Source organism: Pontibacter silvestris (genome assembly GCF_020907275.1).
Lineage (GTDB): Bacteria > Bacteroidota > Bacteroidia > Cytophagales > Hymenobacteraceae > Pontibacter > Pontibacter silvestris.
The window spans coordinates 1-21,527 of the sequence record NZ_JAJJWI010000013.1; the positions used below are offsets into that span (position 1 = coordinate 1).

Annotated in this window: 19 protein-coding genes; 3 read left to right on the plus strand and 16 right to left on the minus strand. The window is 39.0% G+C overall.

The features are described 5' to 3' along the window. Positions 1-677: 677 nt before the first annotated feature. Positions 678-1,178: a hypothetical protein gene (locus tag LN995_RS12835; RefSeq protein WP_229961482.1), complete on the plus strand. Its 501-nt coding sequence runs from the start codon at positions 678-680 to the stop codon at positions 1,176-1,178. Positions 1,179-1,184: 6 nt separating this feature from the next. Here the strand turns inward: LN995_RS12835 and LN995_RS12840 are convergent, their stop codons facing one another. The 10 genes from LN995_RS12840 to LN995_RS12885 all read right to left on the minus strand — a co-directional run bounded on the left by LN995_RS12840 (position 1,185) and on the right by LN995_RS12885 (position 11,722). Next, positions 1,185-2,081: a sulfotransferase domain-containing protein gene (locus LN995_RS12840; RefSeq protein WP_229961483.1), complete on the minus strand. Its 897-nt coding sequence runs from the start codon at positions 2,079-2,081 to the stop codon at positions 1,185-1,187. A gap of 188 nt (positions 2,082-2,269) precedes the next feature. Next, on the minus strand, positions 2,270-3,013 hold the full coding sequence (locus LN995_RS12845; protein WP_229961484.1) for a glycosyltransferase family 2 protein: 744 nt from the start codon (positions 3,011-3,013) through the stop codon (positions 2,270-2,272). 152 nt (positions 3,014-3,165) lie between these two features. Next, the gene (locus tag LN995_RS12850; RefSeq protein ID WP_229961485.1) at positions 3,166-3,933 is read right to left on the minus strand and encodes a hypothetical protein; all 768 of its coding nucleotides are present in this window, start codon (positions 3,931-3,933) and stop codon (positions 3,166-3,168) included. A 307-nt stretch (positions 3,934-4,240) separates the two neighbouring features. Beyond that, a complete protein-coding gene (gene cysC, locus LN995_RS12855) occupies positions 4,241-4,840 on the minus strand; it encodes an adenylyl-sulfate kinase (RefSeq protein WP_229961486.1) in 600 nt (199 codons plus the stop codon). 298 nt (positions 4,841-5,138) lie between these two features. Then, on the minus strand, positions 5,139-5,933 hold the full coding sequence (cysQ, locus tag LN995_RS12860; protein ID WP_229961487.1) for a 3'(2'),5'-bisphosphate nucleotidase CysQ: 795 nt from the start codon (positions 5,931-5,933) through the stop codon (positions 5,139-5,141). Positions 5,934-6,020: 87 nt separating this feature from the next. Further along, complete coding sequence (locus LN995_RS12865) at positions 6,021-6,593, minus strand: WcaF family extracellular polysaccharide biosynthesis acetyltransferase (RefSeq protein WP_229961488.1); 573 nt, start codon at positions 6,591-6,593, stop codon at positions 6,021-6,023. Continuing rightward, positions 6,590-7,747 carry a glycosyltransferase gene (locus tag LN995_RS12870; protein ID WP_229961489.1) on the minus strand — a complete coding sequence of 386 codons (1,158 nt, stop codon included), beginning with the start codon at positions 7,745-7,747 and terminating at the stop codon, positions 6,590-6,592. Before LN995_RS12870 ends, LN995_RS12865 begins: the two co-directional genes overlap by 4 nt. Beyond that, entirely contained in the window at positions 7,731-9,611 is a 1,881-nt protein-coding gene (gene asnB, locus LN995_RS12875; protein WP_229961490.1) for an asparagine synthase (glutamine-hydrolyzing), read from the minus strand. The genes LN995_RS12870 and asnB overlap by 17 nt, the downstream gene beginning before the upstream one ends. A gap of 50 nt (positions 9,612-9,661) precedes the next feature. After that, positions 9,662-10,750, minus strand: coding sequence for a glycosyltransferase family 4 protein (locus LN995_RS12880; RefSeq protein WP_229961491.1), 1,089 nt, complete (start codon positions 10,748-10,750; stop codon positions 9,662-9,664). An 18-nt stretch (positions 10,751-10,768) separates the two neighbouring features. Further along, positions 10,769-11,722, minus strand: a complete 954-nt coding sequence (locus tag LN995_RS12885) for an O-antigen ligase family protein (RefSeq protein WP_229961492.1) — start codon at positions 11,720-11,722, stop codon at positions 10,769-10,771. 816 nt (positions 11,723-12,538) lie between these two features. On the opposite strand from LN995_RS12885, the gene LN995_RS12890 reads away from it, so the two are divergent. Further along, entirely contained in the window at positions 12,539-13,408 is an 870-nt protein-coding gene (locus LN995_RS12890; protein ID WP_229961493.1) for a beta-1,6-N-acetylglucosaminyltransferase, read from the plus strand. Positions 13,409-13,498: 90 nt separating this feature from the next. Then, entirely contained in the window at positions 13,499-14,386 is an 888-nt protein-coding gene (locus LN995_RS12895; protein ID WP_229961494.1) for a glycosyltransferase, read from the plus strand. A 55-nt stretch (positions 14,387-14,441) separates the two neighbouring features. Here LN995_RS12895 and LN995_RS12900 read toward each other — a convergent pair whose 3' ends face one another. From LN995_RS12900 to LN995_RS12925, 6 genes are all read right to left on the minus strand, one after another. Then, on the minus strand, positions 14,442-15,557 hold the full coding sequence (locus LN995_RS12900) for a glycosyltransferase family 4 protein (RefSeq protein WP_229961495.1): 1,116 nt from the start codon (positions 15,555-15,557) through the stop codon (positions 14,442-14,444). Positions 15,558-15,599: 42 nt separating this feature from the next. After that, the gene (locus LN995_RS12905) at positions 15,600-16,748 is read right to left on the minus strand and encodes a glycosyltransferase family 4 protein (protein ID WP_229961496.1); all 1,149 of its coding nucleotides are present in this window, start codon (positions 16,746-16,748) and stop codon (positions 15,600-15,602) included. Beyond that, on the minus strand, positions 16,745-17,929 hold the full coding sequence (locus tag LN995_RS12910; protein ID WP_229961497.1) for a glycosyltransferase family 4 protein: 1,185 nt from the start codon (positions 17,927-17,929) through the stop codon (positions 16,745-16,747). The genes LN995_RS12905 and LN995_RS12910 overlap by 4 nt, the downstream gene beginning before the upstream one ends. 92 nt (positions 17,930-18,021) lie before the next feature. Next, positions 18,022-18,951, minus strand: a complete 930-nt coding sequence (locus LN995_RS12915) for a glycosyltransferase family protein (RefSeq protein WP_229961498.1) — start codon at positions 18,949-18,951, stop codon at positions 18,022-18,024. A gap of 269 nt (positions 18,952-19,220) precedes the next feature. After that, complete coding sequence (locus tag LN995_RS12920) at positions 19,221-20,162, minus strand: glycosyltransferase family 2 protein (protein WP_229961499.1); 942 nt, start codon at positions 20,160-20,162, stop codon at positions 19,221-19,223. Between the two features lie 36 nt (positions 20,163-20,198). Continuing rightward, on the minus strand, positions 20,199-21,440 hold the full coding sequence (locus LN995_RS12925) for a glycosyltransferase (RefSeq protein WP_229961500.1): 1,242 nt from the start codon (positions 21,438-21,440) through the stop codon (positions 20,199-20,201). Positions 21,441-21,527 lie beyond the last annotated feature (87 nt).

Genomic DNA, 21,527 nt, shown 5'->3' on the forward strand with positions numbered 1-21,527 from the left:
GTCTGTCCCGGCCCTGTCTCTTTTTCTCCTCTAATGGAATCGACGCAGGGGATATCACTCCCTCTACGCTAAAGAATCTACCTGTTTTTCCTATTTCTGTCTCAAGCAATCTCTCAAAGAACTTCACGAAAGGAGCTTCCCTCACTTTCTGTTGAGCGCCGCACCCGGCGCTGTCGTCTCCCCGCCACAACCTGTCGTTGTTTTCGGGAGTGCAAATGTCGGAAAGTTTTCCGAATCTGCCAAATGTTATGCAAAAATATTTTCTTTTTTTTTAGCCGGCCCTGTTGGCCTGACCCTCTTCCCTTCCTTCCGGAAGCGGCTGCAAAGGTAAGCATCTTTTCGCTCCCTGCAAGCCCCGAGGTAAGTTTTTTTTTCTCGCTGCACGGCCTGTGTTAAACCTGCCCCCTTCCTGCTGAACGGGAGCGCAAAGGTAAGCATCTTTTCTTCCCCCGCAATACCCCCCGGTATTTTTTTTCAGAGATATTCTCCCGGCCCGCCAAAGGCCCTGCCGNGTTCACCTTTATAAATCTGCAGTACTTGTATGAAGGGCAACTATTCGAGAGGGTATAACTGGACTAAGCATATAGTATCTATTAAATTGAATCAACAATACAGCTAATTATTGTTACTTCTTTACCAACAATAAACCTATAAGCTGAAAAGCCGTTTCACTTCTTTTGAAATCAGAACACTATAAAAGTATTATGGCTTTGAATGACGATACTGATAAACTTGTAAGAGAACAGTTAGTTGAACTGTTAAAAGGAGGCTTTGCTCCATCTGTTATATTATTACGTGAATTTGATTATAGTAAAGCCGGTGTTATTCTGGATGGGCTCCATTTTTCTGCCTGGATACTGTTAGGGCACATTCGGGCAAGGCAAATGACACTACTTAGCTTTATGAAAGATCCGGATGAAAATTTAGAGGTATGGCCGGACGCGCATTGGCCCGAAAACCATGTACCAGCCAGCGAACAGGAATGGAATAGTGCCATCGATCAATTTGAAAAAGAGTTGCATGAGATGATCGGGATAGTCAGGCATACAGGTGCAGACCTTTATAAAGTACAGGCTAATGGAAAAACCTTCTCCTGGGCAGCTATGACAACATTACATCATACTGGCTACCACATAGGACAGCTTAAAACCATTGGCAGGCAACTGGGAGTTTGGTAATAACATTCAATTTTGATATAGCACTTCCTGAGAGGCTATGATCTCCTGCTTTAACTGTTCAAAATCATGATGCATAAATTCAGTTGAAAAGGACATAGGCATGTTCTTTTCAACTGGATAATTCAGGTAGCGAATCAGAGGCCCGGCAATAACATCAGCTTTTTCTATTTGCTCATCCGACAAGTGGTCCATCCAGTAACCTGCCTGACCTTTCTTAAGATGCTTCGGGTTTTTTTGTTGTAATGTCGAAAAGCTCACTGCCTCCTGTGATTCTTCTTTTTGGTAATCATCAAGTTCAATCCCTAAGTATTCCACCAGTCGTGCCAGCTCCTGCTGAAAGTCAAGTAAAAAGCTTTCATATAAAGCGATGTGTAAATTGTGAACCTTGCTTAGGCGAAGATGATCATATACATGCCACACCCACTCCAGCATTAGCTTTTCAAAGTTCTTCTCCAAAAAAAGGGCGGGCTCCTTTTCCTCTTGTGGGTAATACTTTAACATATAGTCAGAAGTATAATACTTAGAGGCAGATATAGCACGGTCACGAGGGTCGCGGATGATGTAAACCTTTTTATCAAACAGTTCCAATAATTCAGCGCTTCTCTTACAGATAGGCGAATGCGTCCATACGTGGTTTGTATGAGCAACATAGTCTTTGATGTCTTCAATAGGCATCCTGAAAATACTACTGATGCGGTAACTGAACTGCAAGTCAGTGACCTCCAACATATCGATACTAGCCTGGCTAGGGTAATTCAGATCCCACTGTTTTGCAAGCGAATAAATGGGTTGTGTCTGGATAAAGCTTGTCGTATCATAACCAGTTCGGGCTAAAACCTGCTGAATTATCTGATACAGCCAAAAGTTCCCGCACTTTGGTGCTCCGCCTTGCAATAGTTTCATTTTAGAGAGTTGGGATCAATGTTTAAAAATCTGTCAGCTATACGTTAAACCAGTATTTAGGATGTGACTTTACGCAACACGAAAAACAACAGCAAACATTATTGATATAGAAGCTTTCTTCTAGATGTAAAGAGAATACAGATAAAGAAGGCTACAGCTATAGTTAACTATTATCTTCAGAATGTAAACTAAAAGAATTGCATCAGCTTCCTTAGCGGCTTAAGATAGCGGGTGTAAAAACGAGGTTCCAGTCCATTAACAAGCCAGGCTTGATAATCTTCGTTATTTGCCTGAATACGGTTTCGTAAGGTAATATTACTCTTTCCGCCAACACGCATCCGCACCAGGTATTGTGGCAAATAAGAAGTACTGATTTTATGCTTGTACAGGTAGCGAAGCATCAGTTCATAGTCAGCAGCACTTTTAAATGAAGTATCATACAGGCCCAGGTTCTTATAAACTGATCTCTTTACATAAAAGGTAGGGTGAGGAGGCATCCAGCCATGAACAAAACTACTGCGTTTGTAACTGCCAGACTTCCAGTTCCGAATAATCTTCTCCGGGTTTAAGCGGTCTACATACAGTAAATCGGCGTAAAGGCAATCAGCTTTATGTTTCTGGAATGTTTCTGCTACCGACTTAACAGCATCAGTACTGTAAAAGATATCATCAGAATGAAGTAAACCAATAACGTCACCTGAAGCCAAGGCTATGCCCTTGTTGATGGCGTCATATAAGCCCTTGTCTTTTTCAGAAATAAATTTTGAAATTTTATTTCCATAGCTTTTTATAATCTCTACTGTACCATCTGTAGATAAACCATCTACTATTATATATTCAATATCAGCATAAGTCTGGCTTAACACAGAGTCTATTGCATCTGCAATGGTCTGGCAATTATTGTAAACAATAGTAATGATGGATATTTTCAAAACAATGAGCAATCAGATAAGCTTTCAAAGACCATCCAACTAAACGATAACATGTTTTAACATGTTTAAATTTTTTATATAAATATAGCTTTTATTTTATACAAGCTAGCCTAAATTGTACAGCTACAATAGTTTAAACTATCAAAACTATTTCACACTGTTTCTATCGGCACACTCCTGTTGGCAGGCTTTACGGACTTTTTGTGATTTGGCACAGATTGAAACAATTCACCTTTGTCTAATAAACTTTCTTCCATATAACATAGCTGGGCTTTAATAAAAAGCAGTATACCTAACATTTCTAATGATTCTTCTACCACTACAGCAAGGTTATAGGTCATACTACCCATACCGTACAAGTCGTAAGTATAACCGCCTAACGCCTCTCCACCTATAACACCACTTATATATACAGTGCCAGCCACCATAAAACGCATTCTGGTTTTATGGGGTAGCATCAAAATGAAGTTTTTGAAATAAAGCAGAAAGAGAATTACGATGGTTGTAAATAAAATAACACCAGTATAATAGGCGGCACCAGGCAAATTCAAAAGAACCTGAGTTCGCCCAGCCATCATTTCATGAATACTGGCAGCTTCGTCTAATGACAACAGGAAAAACAGACAGGATAATATTACCCATTGCTTCCAGTATTTGTCTTTGGTCTTTTTCTTAAATAAACTAATCAGCGCTAAAATTCCTGCAGCAATAAACAGGTTGATGGATGAAACAAAAGCCGGAACAGTATTCTCAGCATCCAGGTTGAACTTAGGAACCAGGCCATATACATCATTATGAACTATGTAAAACCTAAAAAAAAGCCCTACAATTGCCAGAGCGATAGTAGTAAACACAATCCAGCCTATAACTTTTATAACTGAGGAAGGACAAACTCTTATGGATAGATCAAACTGCCGCATGAATAATAGTTTTCTTAAGAAGTGCTTATCAGCCAACACTATAAAGAAATACTAACCAAACAGGGTAAAGTTTTATTTTCCTAGGATATTTATGCTTAAACAGGTGCTTTCTACAGTATTTACACAAGGTACGTTAGCGTTTGATTTTTCAGGAGGCTTGAAGTATGAAATTAATTAGAGTAACAGAACCATCAAGCCGCATCAATAGCATCAGGAATATTGCTTAAGTAAATTATTGTAAAGAAGATAAGTTAAAAAGAAACCCTTTGCTCCTGGAGAAAAACTTAGAAAAGAGAAAGACACAAAGCTAGTCCATTTGTAACTTTGGCAGAATCTTGTCAATAACCAATTGAGCAGATTGCTCCACACTTAGTTTATTGGTTTGAACATGTACATCAGGAAACTCTGGCACTTCAAAAGGTGATGATATACCCGTAAAATCACTGATTTCTCCCCTTCTTGCTTTTACATATAATCCTTTTACATCGCGCTGCTCACATACCTCAATAGGTGCATCAACATAAACTTCAAGAAAGTTTTCTCTTATCAGTTCTTTCGCCAGTCGCCTGTCTTTACGGAAAGGTGAAACGAACGCAGCCAATACCACTATACCTGAATCGCACATCAACTTTGCTACTTCGCTAATCCTCCGAATATTCTCTATGCGGTCTTCTTCAGTGAAAGAAAGATCTTTGCAAAGTCCCTGTCGAATATTGTCCCCATCCAGCACATATGTCATATAGCCTTTAGCAAAAAGCTCCTGTTCTACCTTGTTAGCCAAAGTGCTTTTCCCAGAGCCAGACAAACCAGTAAACCATACACAACCGGCTTTATGCCCGTTCCTGGCTTCTCTATCACCTTTTCTGGTTTTATAACACTGCTTAACAAGGTGTAACTTCTCTTCCATAAATTTTATACTTTATAAAACAAACTGATTATAAGGACTCACTTCTCTTCATTTGATAAAGCCACGCAACAGGTACCTGAACAAGGGAGAATAGTAGCTGATACTCTTATCTTTCTACTTCATTAGTTTCCCTGTTTCACGTATTTAGTTGCTATTGTAGCAATTTTTTGTGCAGCCCCATAAGCAACGGATTTAATAACACAACTGTTTTAATCACAGTAGTAGTTTTATTCTAAAGTCTCATGTAATGTTCAGGCTTCATTAGCCCGTAGTTTTTTAGGGTTCAGGGGAACAAGTGTCATCTTTCCACCACAAACCAGGGATTCAATAAGTTTTCTTTATTATAGACCAACTCCTGCTTTGTTTCAAAATCATAAACACGGCAACCAGCAAAAATTGCAACGGCATGTCCTGCAGCAGTGTCCCATTCCATAGTAGGCGCCAATCTTGGGTAAACCTGTGCTTTGCCTTCTGCCACCAGGCACAGTTTAAGCGAACTTCCGGCGTTTACTAAATGCACATTGTCGTGTGCTTTCCTTTTTTCTTCTATAAAGGCCTCTGTTTCGGGAGATGAATGGTTCTTACTAGCCACTATTGTATAAGCCGATGCATTACCTGGTACAGGCAAAGATGTAGCATCAGATATATATTGTTCCAGTGTTTCGGAGGTTAGAAACTCATCTGCATGAAAAACAAAGCTTCCCTCTCCTTTTGCGCCATAATATAAAGCTCCTGTTACTGGTACATAGACAACGCCAAAAACAGGTTGCCCATGCTTAATAAGGGCAATATTAACAGTAAATTCCCCACTCTTTTTTACAAATTCCTTTGTTCCGTCCAGCGGGTCCACAAGCCAGAAAGAGGCCCAGTCACGTCTCTCACTATAGGAAAAAAGTTTGCCCTCCTCGCTCAGAAAAGGAAGCCCTGTATCAGCAAGAGCATCCTTGACAACCTCATTTGATTTTTTGTCGGCCAGCGTTAAAGGAGAATTGTCAGACTTAGTCTCGACGCTGAAATCACCTGCATAAACTTCAAGTACATGCTTGCCTGCTTCCACTGCTGCTATAATCGCTTTCCTGTATAATGTTTGCATCCAGTATTCGTTTATTTTATTTATAGAGAACAGACGCTTAAGATTCGGATATCCGCTGAGAGATTCTTTATATTAGTTTCTGTTCGCTCAGTCAATCATCAAATTTCTTTTCCTTTTCGGTAAAGCCGGGTTACCCTGGTAAATAGTGTAGGGGGCTAAGTTTTGCGTAGCCACAGAACCGGCAGCCAATACACTATGGGAACCACATGTCACGCCCGGGCATACGATGGCCTTCGCACCAATCCAGGTTCCTTCCTGTAATTTTATTTCACCGATTATTAGATCGAAGGTTGAAGTTTTATAATTATGGCTGCCAGTCAGAAGCATTGCTCCCTGCGAAAGAGACACATTGTCGCAGATGACGGTTTTAGTAAGGTTATCAATCCAGACTTCCTCTCCTATCCAGACATGGTTTCCTATATGTAGCAGCCAGGGATACTTGATGTTTACATTAGGCTTGATAACTACCCCTGCTCCTACCTTAGCACCAAACAAACGCAGCAGCCATACCTTTACAAAACTTACAGGATTCAGAGGATTAATAAAGAACAGCACGTTCACAAAATACCACAGCGTGCGTTTAAATGTACCGGCTCCGGGCTTATACCAATCGTTGTTGTAAGCATTTAGTTTTACCTTATTTTGCTCTTCTGCTATCATGTTTGCAGGCTAAAGAGTTTACGGTTTTGTTCCAGTATTTCTTTTGTCACTACCTTTTGCTGTAAATAGTGCTGTGTCTGCCGGCTCCACTGCTGAAACTCCTCATTCTCCATCAGAATACAGCGCTCTATAATCTGCAGGAAAGCCTCTTTTTGTTTAAGCGGGACCTCCCAGCCAACTTTAGCTGCTTCCAGGTTATGCCATGGCGTCTGGTCACTTAACACCACCGGGCAGCCACTAGCCCATGACTCCACCACCACATGTCCATAATTCTCACTAAAGGTAGGCAAAAGCATAAAGTGGAAGTCCTGTAACAAACCAGGCAGCAGGTGATTGGGAACAGGGCCATGGTTGTGCACCTGTATGTTTTCAGGTAATTTTTTAACTACTGCCTGGCACTCCTGCCAATAAACTTCGTCTTCAACTGGGCCAATAATATGGAAATCTACCTTATTAGGTAAAGAAACATCCCTTAAAAGATGTAAAGCGCCCAACAGGTTTTTTTTAACAGCGATGCGGGAAAGAAAGAAAAAGCTTGTATAATGAGAAGACTTGCACTTGAGCTTATGCTGAACGCCAGGTAAAGTAGCAATGTTTGTCGCTATTTTAACCGAAGCTTTGTGACTGAACGCTGCCTGTATTTCTGCCGCCTCCAATGCCGTGGAAGCATGCCAGGTTACATGCTTAAACAATCCTAAAACTTTTGATAAGTGCAGGAACACTTTCTTCTTCTGATTTTTTATGGCCAGTGCTCCCTGCCCCAGCATGCCGCGTGGAGCCAGCACAACTTTGCTTCTAATGCGATTGTACTTATATGCGAGTAAGGGCAGCAAGGTAAAATTAATTGAAAACAGGCTGTTCAGGTAAATTATATCATACTGTTGCTCCCGCATCAGTTGTTTAAAAGTTGAAAGCTTCTGGTGTTGGGCATCCAGGTACATCACCCGATAACCTTGTTGCGGCATCCATATGTTTGGAGTAATGCCTGCGTAAGGTACCGGCTCGCCAAAATCAGTATTACTGGTAACAATGCTGAAATCCACCTCATCTTTCAGGCTCAGCACAATATTAGCAACAGATTTTATAGGGCCACCTGCTTTGTACCCCGGCAGAAACCAGTCAATAAAAACTAATACCTCAGGCTTCGATACCATGCTCCTCTAACCAATTCTCTAACACAACCAGGTACCACACACGAGACCAGGTAACAGCGGTATCACCAGCTAAAAACCGATTCCAGATATGCTGTAAAGCAGCCGGATCTATTATTCCTCTCTGTCCGAGATTTATAAGCTTTTTATTGGCAAAACTTCTCATTTCCTGCTTTAGCCAGTTTTGCCAGGGCAGCACAAAGCCCATCTTTGGGCGGTTAACTATGTCCATAGGCAACAGGTCGCCTAAGGCATCAGTCAGTAACCTTTTTGGGCTTGAGGGATATTTATGTACATCAGGCACTCCCAGCACATATTCTACCAGCTCATAATCCAGGAAAGGGACACGTACCTCCAGGGCATGCGCCATACTCATCTGGTCTGTATCTCTTAAAAGGGTGTTCTGCATGTATGTGTTTATTTCAGCCAGTGATACTTTGCTAAGTATAGGAAGGTTTTGTGACAGCTGTTTTTGCAGCATCAGACTATTGCCGACTATTTCTTCTACCCTGTTTCCTTTTAAGGTTACCTGCTGTAACAACTCCTCTATCACCTTGTCCGAAAGCACCTGCCGGGTAATGGGGTACGTTTTGTCTAATCGCCAGGAAGAAAGAGCTAAAAGCTGGCTGATCTTATCAGAAGCCACAGAAGGTTTAACGGCCTTCAGCGACTGCCCCAGCAACTTACGCAGCATCAGCGGAGCAGATCCTACCCACTGATACTGTTGCAGCTTCGCCATTCTTTTAAACACATCATAACCACCAAACAACTCATCACCGCCCAAGCCTGAAAGTGCCATCGTTATCCCTGCCTCTTTGGTAACTTTTGATACCACATACGTATTAGGACCATCACCGCTTGGATGGTCCATCGCTTTTAGTGCCGAAGGTATCAGATCAAGAAAATTGTTTGGGGTAAGCCTTATTTCAGTATGATCTGTATTGAATTTTTTTGCAATGGCGGCTGCATATTTCGCTTCGCTATAGGCTTCTTCTTCAAAGGTAACGGCAAAGGTTTTTACCTTATGCCTGGCCACCTGGCTCATTAAGCCTACCACAGCACTGGAATCTATACCACCGGAAAGGAAGGCACCAAAGGGCACATCGGCCACGAGCCTTCGCTCTACGGCCCGCAAAAGCAAATCATGCACATCTTGCTTAATTTCGGTGTAAGCTTTAGAAGCAGCTTCTGTGGAATACTTTTTCTCCGGTGCCCAGTACTGCCCGAATTCCGCATGCCCGTCCATATAGTGGATATAGCATCCGGGCATCAGCATCTTAATGCCTTGTACTATTGTTTCAGGGGCATGTACTGTCTGGTAGCGTAGATAATCTGCCAGCGCAGGTTTATTCAGTTTTCGCTTTACTAAGCCACTTTCCAGTAAAGCACGAACTTCGGAGGCAAACAGAATAACAGTATCATCCTGGTAATAATACAATGGTTTAATGCCCAGCCGGTCTCTGAAAATAAGCGTCTCCTGCTTTGTTTTGTCGAGGATGGCAAATGCAAACATGCCATTGAAATGGTGTACACACTCCTTTCCCCAACGCTTGAAAGCAGCCAGTATAACTTCCGTATCCGTCTGTGTCTGGAATGGGTACTCTTTCAGCTCCTGCTTTAGCTCCAGGTAATTATAGATTTCTCCATTAAATACCAGTACAAGATTACCATCTGCACTCATCATAGGCTGATGACCTGCCACAGAAAGATCAATAATAGACAGGCGCCTTTGCCCCAGCGCCACCCCCTCCTGCAGATAGGAACCATCATCATCGGGGCCTCTATGCGCTATGGCACAACTCATGGCATGCATGACAGGTGCTGCCTTAGCCGCAGGAAAGCCTAAGATGCCGTTAATACCGCACATATACCTGGTTTACAATTAGTAATTATTAATTAGAAGGACCTTATGCTGTGCTATTCCTTTTGCCTCCTCACAAGCCCCAACAGCTTTGCCGCCCACTTTGATGGTGTATTTTGCAAAGCCAGTGTAACACTCTGCTCTCCCATCTGCAGCAAATCCGCTTCTGAAGTCAGCACCACTTTTTTCATTGCCTGCTTTAGCTCAGCCACATTGCCTGCCTCAAAGGTATAGCCGTTCAGCTTATCTTTCAGAAAAGCCGTTGCAGCACCTACTTCAGTACTGCAGATCAAAGGAAAGCCAGCTGCTGCAAATTCATGCACCACCACGCCCCAGGGCTCCTTATGTGAAGGTAGCACAAATACGCCTGTCTGGCTAATGTACTCCTGCATTTGTTCTGGCTGCACAAACCCAACATGTTTTATATTCGGGTGCTTTGCTGCTTCTGCTTCTAAGGGACCTGTACCCAGGCACCAAAGCTCCCAATCATTGGGCAACTCCTGCTGTAACTGTACAAAGGCCTCCCACATGTCTTGAATACCCTTCTGCTGCACATAACGGCCAACATATATAAAGCGTTTAGGAAATACATTTTCTTTTAAAAATTTCGACTCCTGGTACGCCTTCTGGAAGTGCCTTACATCTGCGGAATAATATCCCTGCAGCACATCCTGTTTTCTGAAGCCTAACTTAAGGGCGTATTTTTGCTGTGGGGCACCGGCAACAAAAGCATGTGTAAATATTCGTTGCAGTGTAAAAGGAGCCAGTAGGCGGGCGATTTGTTGCCTGGCAGAGCCATGCCAATGGTTATCCATCCCTACCAGCACAGGAACCTGTTTCTTAAAAGTTCTTGCCACCGCCAGGTAATCCTTATCAATCCAGCCAGTACAGAAAACCAGATCAGGAGCAACGGCCTGGCTTAGCTGAATAAGTTGTTCCCGCGAGTATTGCTGTTTGTCATAAACGGTCACTCCATCCGGAATAGCCAGTTGAAAAGGAGCTTCTTTATTAATTGGCCAACGCACCATATGCACCTCTACCTGGTGTTCTTTTATTAAAGCCTCCACACAGGCTATAAAATACCCCGCAAGCTCTGTGTAAAGAAAAAGAATTTTTGTTGGGATGCTATCTGGTTTATATGACATATCAACAAAGATAAGGTTCTACTTCGCCAAGGCATTGGCAGGAGATGAAAATCCAGGAAAAGGCTTCGGTCTGATATGCCTTACTCGTTTATGGCTCGCTGAAGGAGCATCTTTTACGATAAAAACCAATAGTGTCAGTATCATTAGTAACTGAATAGTAAAAGGGTTAAGAGAACCTATCAACCAGGACTCTACCATATTAGATGCCATAACGGCAAAGGCAATAGGAAAAGCTAAATAGGAGTTTTGGGAAGCCTTCAGGAACAGGATTCCCCAACCAAGCACAAACAACAGCAAGCCTATAAAACCTGTATCCAGCCAGACGGTGAGAAAAGCATTGTGTGCGTTTCCTTCATGCCCCAGCAAACTTAGCCTGAGATAGTTCTGCCCATAAATGTACTCGGTATAGCTAAATCCCTTTCCTATCCAAAAGTTCTTTTGAATCTGTTCAAAAGCAAAGTCCCTGGCCACTACCCGACCGCCACCGGCATTTAAGGTCTCTACTCTTAGATAATCTTCAAACCCTAAAGCCTGTGCAATAGCCACAATATCTATATCAATGGATACCAGCATAATTCCGATAGCAGCAGACAATAACAGTCCGACAGTTTTATTTCGCTTAGACAGGAACTGTGTAACAAAGAATATCAGGAGAGACAAAGTCTGCCCCCTGGAACCACTCCATAAAAGGGAGGAGAAGATCAGGAAGAGAATTATTATCCTCTCTTTTTTCTTGAATAAAGCGGGGAAATAATGCTGTATTACAAAAAACAGCATAAAGAACAGAAAGCAGAACATACCCAGGCCATTTGGATTTCCTAAAGCTCCCGAAGATCGCCCTCCTGCATTATACATTACTAAAGATGGATTTGCGAAGAATAGTAAATACCCAGCAACCAGAATAAAAGCTCCCAGGTATACAATGGCTTTCAAAAAGAATTCGCCATATGTTTTATAAAGACTATAAAACATAACAGGCACAATTATAAGCAGCAGGTAATAAGAAAGGGTTTTTTGGGCTGCTGTAAAAGGAACAGGGCTGAATATGATGCAGAAGAACGCGAAGATTATAAAGGGGAAAAAAGGCTGCCTGAAGTTATAAGCTGAATATAGATTGAATACAGATTGTTTAGACAAAACAAAAGGCAGAAACAGCAGTACCATTAACACTACCTTTAAGCTTTTTGCAAAATCTAAAGTATGGTTTCTACTATCAGACAACAATAAGATAAAGAAAAAGCCAAGAAAAACTTCAAATATATGTTTCTTATTATATAAATAAATAACATGCAGGGCTATCAATGGAATAGACAAAATGCCTAAACCCATTCCGAGTAGCAACCACAACAGTAAGTTGCTTAATAAATATTTATATGGAAGTAGGTAAGAAAACAATCAGGTTAGATTTATACTGCAAAATATCATCATTAATGCTAATCTGCAATTTTTGTTTTTAGCTTAGCTGCTCTTTAACTTAGTTGAATTTCTTTTTTTGGTTTATAGGCAACCTTCTTAAAGCTGAAAGATACCAGAAAACGTAGCCGAACTGAAAAGGTATCTTTTATAAAAAAGGATTGCTCATCTATAAATTGCATTAAGCTGAATCAGTTAAGAAGATGATAAGCGTACGTTTTACCTTAAACTTTGTCTAATTTTTTAAACTTACTTCTTTGTTCTTATAACATGTGAGTTAGTTGCATTAAAACTAAAATTAAAATTTGATGTATTATATTTTCATTACAAGGTTGTAAATTATAACCTTAATGTATTCACATCAACTTAGCCACTATGAAAATTGCCTATATTATTCTTGTGCATAAAAACCCTAAGCAGGTAGCAAGGTTAATAAACAGGCTTAATACGCAAAACACCATCTTTTCACTACATCTAGATGCCTCTGTTCCATTAGAAGATTTTAAAAATATAGTTTTGTCAGGTAACCCTGGGTGTGATAACATACATTTTAAAGAGAAAAGATACCGAACAAGATGGGGAGGATTTAATGCTGTCAGAGCTACAGCAGAGCTTATTGAATCAGTGTTGCCTTATAAACCTGATCATGTTTTTTTTCTCAGTGGCCAGGACTATCCATTAAAAACGAATCAGGATATTAGAACACTACTGAAGGAGGAGTATAAAGACAGCATACTTATTGAGAACCGTCGCTTTAATGCAGACCCTAATAAACCAAACAGGTTAAACAGGTTTTATTTTTGCGACTATTTCGATTGGGAGAAAAAAAAACTTATCCCTCGGTTACTAACCAAAGTTCTTCCAAGCCGGAAATTTTTAGACGGTATGCAACCCTACATTGGAAGAGTTCAGTTTATACTACCTTTGAAAGCAGCTGAGTATGTAACAGCTGAATACAGGAATAATAAAAAACTGAACAACTTTTTTAAATATGTCCTGTGTGCAGATGAATTGTATTTCCAGACTATTCTTTTGAACTCTGAATTCGCACCTAAAGTACTAAACACCAGAATACATTATGCTAATTATGATGTTCCACATCCTGTTGTATGGCAAGCAAAAGATATTGAACATTTAAAAAAACAACCTAATCTGTTTGCGAGAAAATTTGATATAAACGTTGATGAGAAAGTGTTAGATCTACTGGACGAGTATCTTCAGTATTCTAAACCAGTAGATATTTAAGATTACTTCAATAAACCTGAATGGTTTCCACAACTGAAGAAGGGGCGACACATCCTTGATTCAGAACAGGATACGAAATTTAATAAAGCAATGGAAGAGAAAAATTATCTTTTATTTTATGCGAAAGGCATAAGCTATAATAAAGAAGCTGTATTAGCGATTTTATCTTTACTTCAGGTTTATAAGCAAGAAAAGATTAGTTTATTTACAATAGTTATTTATTCAGATACACCAGAACTCTACACTTTTTTACAAAAAGCAGTTTCGATAAAAATTATACCCTTCTCCGAAAAGCAAATTGAGCAATGGTCAACTGGTTCAAAGTCTTTTTTAAGAACAAAAATAGCTGTTATACAAGAGTTTCTGCATACTCATAAAGGAAACATGCTTTTCGTGGATACAGATGTAGTGTTCACAAAGAAAATCGATTACCTTTTTTCATGTATTGAAAAAGGAAAACTGGTTCTACATGTAAAAGAAAATAAGCTTAAAACCAAAGGGTGTTACAATAACAAAGCATATTATGATTCCTTTAGCAACAAGCAGTTTACTTTAAAATCAGGAAGAAACATTAAGGTTACAGGCAATAGCTACATGTGGAACTCCGGAGTTATTGGAATAGCAAGCGCACAGGCTATGCTTATACAAGATGTTCTGAATTTAAATGATGAGCTTGAAAAGATAAACCCTCTTAAATTAGTCGAACAGTTATCTTTCTCACTGATCTTTGGTGACAATGCCGTAAGCGCCCATAGAGGAATTATTCATTACTGGTTCTCAAAAGAAGTAGTTCATCCTTATATAGATGAGATGTTAAACTCCTGCCCTCAGGATATAGATTGTTTACTAGAATATATAAGTGAGAAAAAGCTGTTCTCCCGTACTTTAGCACATAAAGTGTATTATGAGTTAAAGCCAAATAACTGGTTAAGACTACTGGTAAAGAAAATGCAAACGAATTCATTTACTTATAATTAAAAATTACCTGCCCTAAAACAGCCTGATTGGTTAAACCTGTACCGGAGACAGTAAACTAAAAGAAACGAGCATAAATCGCCTCTAATTTTTGGGCTTGCTTTACCGGACAATGTTGTTCCTTTATCCTTGCAACTGCTAATTCACCTTTACTTCTTACAGAAGAAGGCTTATTACATATACTTTCAATTATGTTCATCAGCTTTTCTTGTAGCAGGCAGGAAAAGAAGTCTAATGAAGTTAAATCTGCATTGCCAAGTTCATCTTTTGCAACAGAGATAAGCCAGCCGGCACTATTGTTATTGATTTCAGGTAAAGCCCTTATGTCTGTGGAAATAACAGGGCATCCCGCTGCCTGAGCTTCCAACACAGAATATCCATACGTGTCAGCGTAAGTGGGAAGAAGGCAGAGGTGGCTGTTGCGCAGCAAATCCAGAACTTCGTTATTAGGAAGTGATTTATATAATGTTATTGCTTTCGGATATTTATTTATTATCCGGAAAGCCTGCTCTTTATCAGCAGCAGTGGTTCTGGAGGCATAGTCACCGTACTGCAGCGACGACACAATTTGCAGTTTAACAGGAGCTTTACGTTTTAGCAACTCATCAAACACTAACAGCACTTCTTTCCCTCCTTTTCTGAAGAAGTCTGCTCCCACGATAGTCATAACAAGATGACTATCAGGCAGGTATTTCTGTTCATATGCGTTAATTAAAACTTTTTGCGGAGGATGTAAAACAACAGTTTTAGCCAGGACGGCATCTTTATAAGCCGGAAACTTATCTAAATACTTAGCCTGTATCGCCCTCGTGCATTCAGATAAGGCAATAAGCTTTTTACAAGTATCACCAGCTAACAGCTCCACTCCCTTCTCCTCCAGCCATGCCGGCACTCTTCCCCACCTGGGTAATAAGGTTTCGAAAGTGGTTACCCAAGGGGCCTTTCCAAAACTGATTGTATTAAAGAAATGGTGTAGGTTTTGGCTGTTTACAGGCTCGAAGTGGCTGTTTAACAGAAAGTCATTTGACCGTTTGTAGTATTTGAAATATAGGGCATTAGGAATTCTGAAAGCGTTTAGCCTTTTCTGAATGCAGAACTTATCGTGTGGCAGATCTATAAAATTTCGCCTCTCCGGGTAACCAATAGCATCCGTATAAATGATTTTTTTAGCCATTATTGCATGAAAAAGACAGGAACGCTGCGACTCCTATAATGTTCAATTTCCTTTTTCTGTTGTTACATTACTTATTACCTCTATAGTTTGTTTGATAATCTTGTTCCATGTGTAATGGCTGGAGATCAGATTAGCAGCATTAGCTTTTTTAAGGGCAATATCATTGTCTGAAGCGACAACAGAGGCTGTTAAAGCGGAAAGCAATGCTTCTTTATCACCTGGTTTTATTAGCCAGCCAGTTTCTGAACTTACCAGTTTACTTACGGCTCCCACATCAGTAGCAACCACGGCTAAGCCACATGCCATTGCTTCCAGAATTACGGTTGGCATTCCTTCTGAGTAACTGGGGCATACCAAAACATCTGCAGAATTAAGTACAGCCTGTATTTCATCCTCCTTATTCAGGAGACCTGAATACTTTATACGTTCCTGCTTAAGTTGCTTTTCTGTAGGTATGGGGCCGATAAAAATAAATTTAAAATCATGTGTACGAATCAGCTCATTCAAGGCTTCCTGAAGCTCAGTTATACCTTTCCTTCTTTCATAACGCCCAACAAATACAAGCGTAACTGGTCTGTTTTTTTTTAGAGGTAATTTCTCATTAATCCACTTTTCCTCTATCCCGATAGGAATCTCAACTACTTTTTTTGAAGTAAGACCTTCCAGAATTTCTGTTAGCTTACCGCCAAGCGAAAACACAAAATCACTGTTCCTGACATTATACTTTACCGGTTCTCTTAATAAGAGATGCTGTAATTTAACACGCAAGTCTGGAGCTGGTTGAAACATCTCTAAACCATGAAAATTAACGCCTATAGGCGGAAGCATGCTCCCGCTTTTCTTTTTCTCTATTGTTTTCCAGCCAGTGAAACCCTGGGCATATATAAAATCTACTGCTGTGCTAGAAACCAGTTGCTCATAAACAGAAGAAGAAAACTGATAAGATTCCAGCACATAATGGCCTGGTAGCTTCGTAAGAGAAGGAAAAGGAATATAACAGGGCGAAATGAAGGAAAGCTCATCTTCTGAAAAGCCTTCCAACTGAAGTGTATTAGCTACATCAGGGCCAGTATGATAGAGATCAACATGCACTTTATTCCGGGCCAGGTACTTTGCCAGGTAATAAGAATGCTTCTGCATCCCTCCTACTACATACGGATATAGGCCATCTGTTAATAACGCTACTCTCATTGTATAGCCCCAATAACTTTAGCTGCGTTATGTTGCCAGGTATGCTCCGACAACACCTTTTCTTTAAACTTTGCGGCACAGTTCATGCGCAGTGTTTCATCCTGTAAGTACATAGCAAGAGCTTCATGTATACTTTCAACTGATGGCTGCACGAGAAGCCCTGTTTTTTTATGTTCCATTACATCTCTTACAGGTACATTATCCGGGGCAATAATGGCTTTCCCTAATGCACCGTATTCAAAAATTTTTACAGGAGAACCGTACCAATGAGACTTCGGGCTGACACAAATGTCCATCTGCGCAATATAATCGAACACTTCCTGGTGCGGAACATTACCTGTAAAGCTTACCTTGCCAGACAGACCTAAAGAAGCGGCCTGCTGTTTAAGGTGGGGCAGTATTTCTCCATCGCCAACAATAAGCAGGTGCAGTTGCTTTTTAGTGGAGGCTGTAAGTTTACTGAAAGCACTGATCAATAAATCAACGCCGTGCCAGGGGAAAATAGAACCCACAAAACCAATCACCACTTTACCAGCCACGCTTTGTTGTTTTTGAGCTACATCAGGTTCATTCCCTTTTTCTACTAAGGCAGGGTTAATGGCGTTAGGAGTGACAACAAATTTCTTTTCCGGAATTTTATGAACGGAGGATAAATGTTTTTTGAGGGCACTGGATACAACAACAATTCTGTTTGCTTTCTCAAGCTGACTTTTTTCAAAAAGCTCACCTTTTCCAGTAAACACACTTTTGCCTTGTAAGGCAATACGCTCTTCCGCATAAGGCGCATTAACTTCTAATACGTGCTTTACGTTATGCTTTTGCGCCACGTTAACACCAGACAACTGAAGATAAGCAGCCCTTTCATAAATTAAATCAGGCTGATAAGCTATTACAGCCTTTTCGAGTACCTGCTTAGCATGTGTATCGAATTTCAGTAAGCTGTAATCTTTTGCAGATTCCCATAAGTAGGCAGGTACAAGTTTCGCCGCTTTTTTTTTCCACCCTTTACGGCCTTCAATCGTAAGACTTTTCGAATCCATGGCTACCCCTCCCATTATGACTGGTTTCACCTTATGGCCCAGGGCCTCAAAGGCAGCAATCATTTCCCTCATATGCGTGCCATAGCCAGACGGACTTGCCAGGTTCAGATTTGGGTGAGAAGAGTAGTAAAGAATTTTCATTATAAAAATATTACCTAAACTAGCATAGAATTTTGATGCTTGTTATACTGATGAAGTTACAATTAGAAAGCTTTAGTAAATTTTAGGAATAATTATTCGTAGAAGTTATAAGGCATCAAAGGAGAAAATTTTAAAGGAACTCCTTTGAAAAATGTTCTAGCAAGTCTATATGAGAAAATGTATAATATGTATAAGGGATTATAAAATCCATTAACCAATAAGCTTGTAACTCTCTTTGGAACTTTGAAGAAGTATGCTAATCTCAGCTTAGCTGCTTCTCTCCGATAATAAAATTTATTATAACTAGTGCCGCCATAATGCATCACAGCTGGCTTAACTGTAAAACCATTCTTTTGGAACATACACCTGCCTTTTAATACATCGAGATCTACTTCTCCAATACTTCCACAGGCCATGTGCATTCCTTTCCAATTGTCAAATACTGGCTGCATATTATGTAAGCTCATTCCTATAGACATTAATGGCTCTTCATTTATACTTGTACCTCTAACTTTGGCAAAACCTAGTTCTTCATATTCATATATTAATTGCCTAGCTTTTTCAAAAACAGATTGTGCTATACTATCTTTTTTAAAATAATACATGCCACCATTAAAAATTAAAATATCATCTATTTTAAAATATTTACATAAATTATCAATTGATGTTCCAAAATGATGTCCTGTATTTTGTTTGAAACCAATAACACTTACATGTTCATCTTTAAACAAACCCCACAAAAAATCAATGTTTTTGACTACCATACAGTCAACATCTATGAAAATTGTTTCATCAAAAGGGCTATATTCATACATGTTCAGCTTCTGAATATAACCATTTCCCTTTGTCATATCCGCTGATATAATAAAGTCATACAAGCTTCTAAGTTCAGTATCTTCCGAATCAGTGATTACAGCTATAGGTAACACTGGATAATTTAACTTTAATGATACAGCTAACATTTTAGCCATATGAATATATTGCTTTTTACCAGTGGCAATCGTTATTATACCTTTGGACATTAGTTTAAATAAATTTGATCAACAAAAAATTTTTTAAAGCATGTTTAATCACTAAAAAAGTCCGTCAAATGAGAGCCTAAAGCCCATTTTAATTCTGCAGAACCGTTCTATCACCTCAAGCTATTTGCTTGCTTAGGTATGAATTTAAACTGAAAAACCCTTTTGAATAATTCTCTAGAGTGAAAACACCTATTAAAGTCAATAATATACTCTTACTACAGTAAAGATTTTATTTCACAACCCGAAAAATAGATAACATCATAGTAAAACTATTTTTTAATTCGATTCAAAAAGCTTTTAAGCTTCTGAGCGCTCTTAAAGCCAAATAAATTATATGTATAAAGATAGCCCTTGGTTGTAGTAGCAGAAACTTGAGGTTTGAAATCTTCAGGTATGTTATTCTTATACATCTCCAAGCTTTTTGAGGGGTTGTAATTATAAAGCTCACGAATTTTATCAAATATCACCTGCATAAGTAGTTGCCGATCATTATTTGAAGCTCTTATTGTAACTAAATAATCCAATATTTGAAGCCTTAACTTAATATACCTAACTATATTTTCATCTAAATTAGTCTGCGAAATTGAGCCCGATATTCGTTCTCTGACAATAGTTAAAGGAACAGTGTCAATAATAACATTGGGTTCTATTTTAATAAGCCTAAACATTAAGTCTGATTCTTGGCTACTACTAATTTCCTCATTCCATCCCTCTACTTGTAGTAGCTTTTCTCTATTAAACAGATTTGCAGAAGTTATGCCTAAACTATTAATAGCAACACCAAGTACAATTGGATTTCTATTATGACTTATGATTTTCTTCTCTACTCCATTAACAAAACGTCGAATATAACTACCAGCAATAAATGATACCGGAGAAGCTATCCCTTGCAATAAATTATGTTGTTCTTCAATTTTTTTTGGTAACAATAAATCATCCGCATCTAAAAATTGGACCCATTGACCTTTTGCTAAGTATAAGCCTTTATTTCTTGCTGCACATGCACCTCTTTTTAATTCAGATGTTACTACAAGTTGAGAATAGTGTGACTTAAGCTCATTCAGAATAGTATAAGTTTGATCGGTAGAATTATTATCAACACAAATAACCTCAATATTTATATAGGTCTGCTTTAAAACCGATTCTACACAGTCCTTAATGTAGTTTGCTACATTGTAACATGGTATTACAACAGAAATAAGTTGGAGCATAACATTATCAAGTACTTATATTAGTTGCTACAGATATTAAATACCTTTGGCTACTTTATTATATAAATGAATTATTTTTTTATCATTGACTGTTACATCGAACTTTTCCTTTACAAACATTCTTCCAGCTTTACCCATATTGGCTCTTAATGATGGATCCCTCAGCAGTAATTCAATTTTAGAACTTAATTCTCCAATATCTTCAGGAGGCACTAAGAAACCAGTAACACCATCAATTAAACCTTGTTTAGTGCCTCCAACATCTGTTACAACAACAGGAACTTCTACTGCTTGAGCTTCCTGTATCACTAGTCCTTGATTTTCTTGCCTTCCACTTTCAGCTATAATTCCTGGTGATAAGAACACATCTGATATTTGAAGCGCTTCTAATATCTCTGTTTGGTTTTTAAGACCTACTAAACTTATAAATTCAGTAAGTTGTTCTTTTTTAACTAGTTCTTTTAACTCTTCATGAAGTGGTCCTGCCCCTATTACTGTATATCTAATATTCGTGTATCCCTTTTGAATAAGGTCTTTGATAGTTAAAATTCCGTAGTGAAAACCTTTAAAATCAACCAACCGACCTACTGATATAATAAAGAAAAAGTTTTTCTCATTTATTGTATGCGGTTTATTAGGTAGAGGTTTGAAAAGTGTTGTATCTAGAGCTTCAGGTATATATACTGCTTTAGAAGCATCTCCTCCTAATCTTTGATAGCCTAAAGCAGTGAAATCAGAATTTACAATAAATGCTTTACCTTCATTAAAAAGATATTTATAAGAAATAGTCTTAATAAACTGCTTATTATGAATATCATAACCATGCAAGTGGGTTATGATTGCGCCTTTACATAAATTTAGATTTTGTAATTGTATAGCTACATTACCATTGGGTGCATAATGGCAATGAACGATATCATAGTTACCTTTATCAATAAAGGGAATTGCTCTGAAAAATAAAGAAAGCCTTGTTAAGTAGTTTATATGAAACTTAGTAATTAGACACTTTAACAAAAGACGAAAACTTTTGAAGCTTCTTGTACCTAGCTTGATACAACCTAAAATTTTATCAACTCTTGAGCTAGGATAAATTGGGGGATAATAAGTATTCTTTTGAAGGTTATGTTTATAAAATAACTGATGAAAAGCACCTTGCTTTGCCTTATGAGTAGGAAAGACATGAACAGTATAACCAATATTTTTAAGACCAACAATGTGGTTCAAAATAAAGGTTTCGGATATTAGAGGAAACTCATCAACTAGAACAGCAACTTTCATTAAGAATATTTAGGTAGAATGTTTACATTATTTTCTAAAGAACACTATTTTAAGGGTCCTTTCATCATGATATTAAATGTTTTACTT

What these genes read in the sequence shown, in the direction of transcription:
- LN995_RS12925 (WP_229961500.1), bottom strand. Translation starts at nt 21,440, where the DNA reads ATGAAAGTTGCTGTTCTAGTTGATGAGTTTCCTCTAATATCCGAAACC.
- LN995_RS12870 (WP_229961489.1), bottom strand. Translation starts at nt 7,747, where the DNA reads ATGGTATCGAAGCCTGAGGTATTAGTTTTTATTGACTGGTTTCTGCCG.
- LN995_RS12900 (WP_229961495.1), bottom strand. Translation starts at nt 15,557, where the DNA reads ATGGCTAAAAAAATCATTTATACGGATGCTATTGGTTACCCGGAGAGG.
- LN995_RS12885 (WP_229961492.1), bottom strand. Translation starts at nt 11,722, where the DNA reads ATGTTTTATAGTCTTTATAAAACATATGGCGAATTCTTTTTGAAAGCC.
- LN995_RS12910 (WP_229961497.1), bottom strand. Translation starts at nt 17,929, where the DNA reads ATGAAAATTCTTTACTACTCTTCTCACCCAAATCTGAACCTGGCAAGT.
- LN995_RS12920 (WP_229961499.1), bottom strand. Translation starts at nt 20,162, where the DNA reads ATGCTCCAACTTATTTCTGTTGTAATACCATGTTACAATGTAGCAAAC.
- LN995_RS12915 (WP_229961498.1), bottom strand. Translation starts at nt 18,951, where the DNA reads ATGTCCAAAGGTATAATAACGATTGCCACTGGTAAAAAGCAATATATT.
- LN995_RS12850 (WP_229961485.1), bottom strand. Translation starts at nt 3,933, where the DNA reads ATGCGGCAGTTTGATCTATCCATAAGAGTTTGTCCTTCCTCAGTTATA.
- asnB (WP_229961490.1), bottom strand. Translation starts at nt 9,611, where the DNA reads ATGTGCGGTATTAACGGCATCTTAGGCTTTCCTGCGGCTAAGGCAGCA.
- LN995_RS12880 (WP_229961491.1), bottom strand. Translation starts at nt 10,750, where the DNA reads ATGTCATATAAACCAGATAGCATCCCAACAAAAATTCTTTTTCTTTAC.
- LN995_RS12890 (WP_229961493.1), top strand. Translation starts at nt 12,539, where the DNA reads ATGAAAATTGCCTATATTATTCTTGTGCATAAAAACCCTAAGCAGGTA.
- LN995_RS12895 (WP_229961494.1), top strand. Translation starts at nt 13,499, where the DNA reads ATGGAAGAGAAAAATTATCTTTTATTTTATGCGAAAGGCATAAGCTAT.
- cysQ (WP_229961487.1), bottom strand. Translation starts at nt 5,933, where the DNA reads ATGCAAACATTATACAGGAAAGCGATTATAGCAGCAGTGGAAGCAGGC.
- LN995_RS12905 (WP_229961496.1), bottom strand. Translation starts at nt 16,748, where the DNA reads ATGAGAGTAGCGTTATTAACAGATGGCCTATATCCGTATGTAGTAGGA.
- cysC (WP_229961486.1), bottom strand. Translation starts at nt 4,840, where the DNA reads ATGGAAGAGAAGTTACACCTTGTTAAGCAGTGTTATAAAACCAGAAAA.
- LN995_RS12865 (WP_229961488.1), bottom strand. Translation starts at nt 6,593, where the DNA reads ATGATAGCAGAAGAGCAAAATAAGGTAAAACTAAATGCTTACAACAAC.
- LN995_RS12840 (WP_229961483.1), bottom strand. Translation starts at nt 2,081, where the DNA reads ATGAAACTATTGCAAGGCGGAGCACCAAAGTGCGGGAACTTTTGGCTG.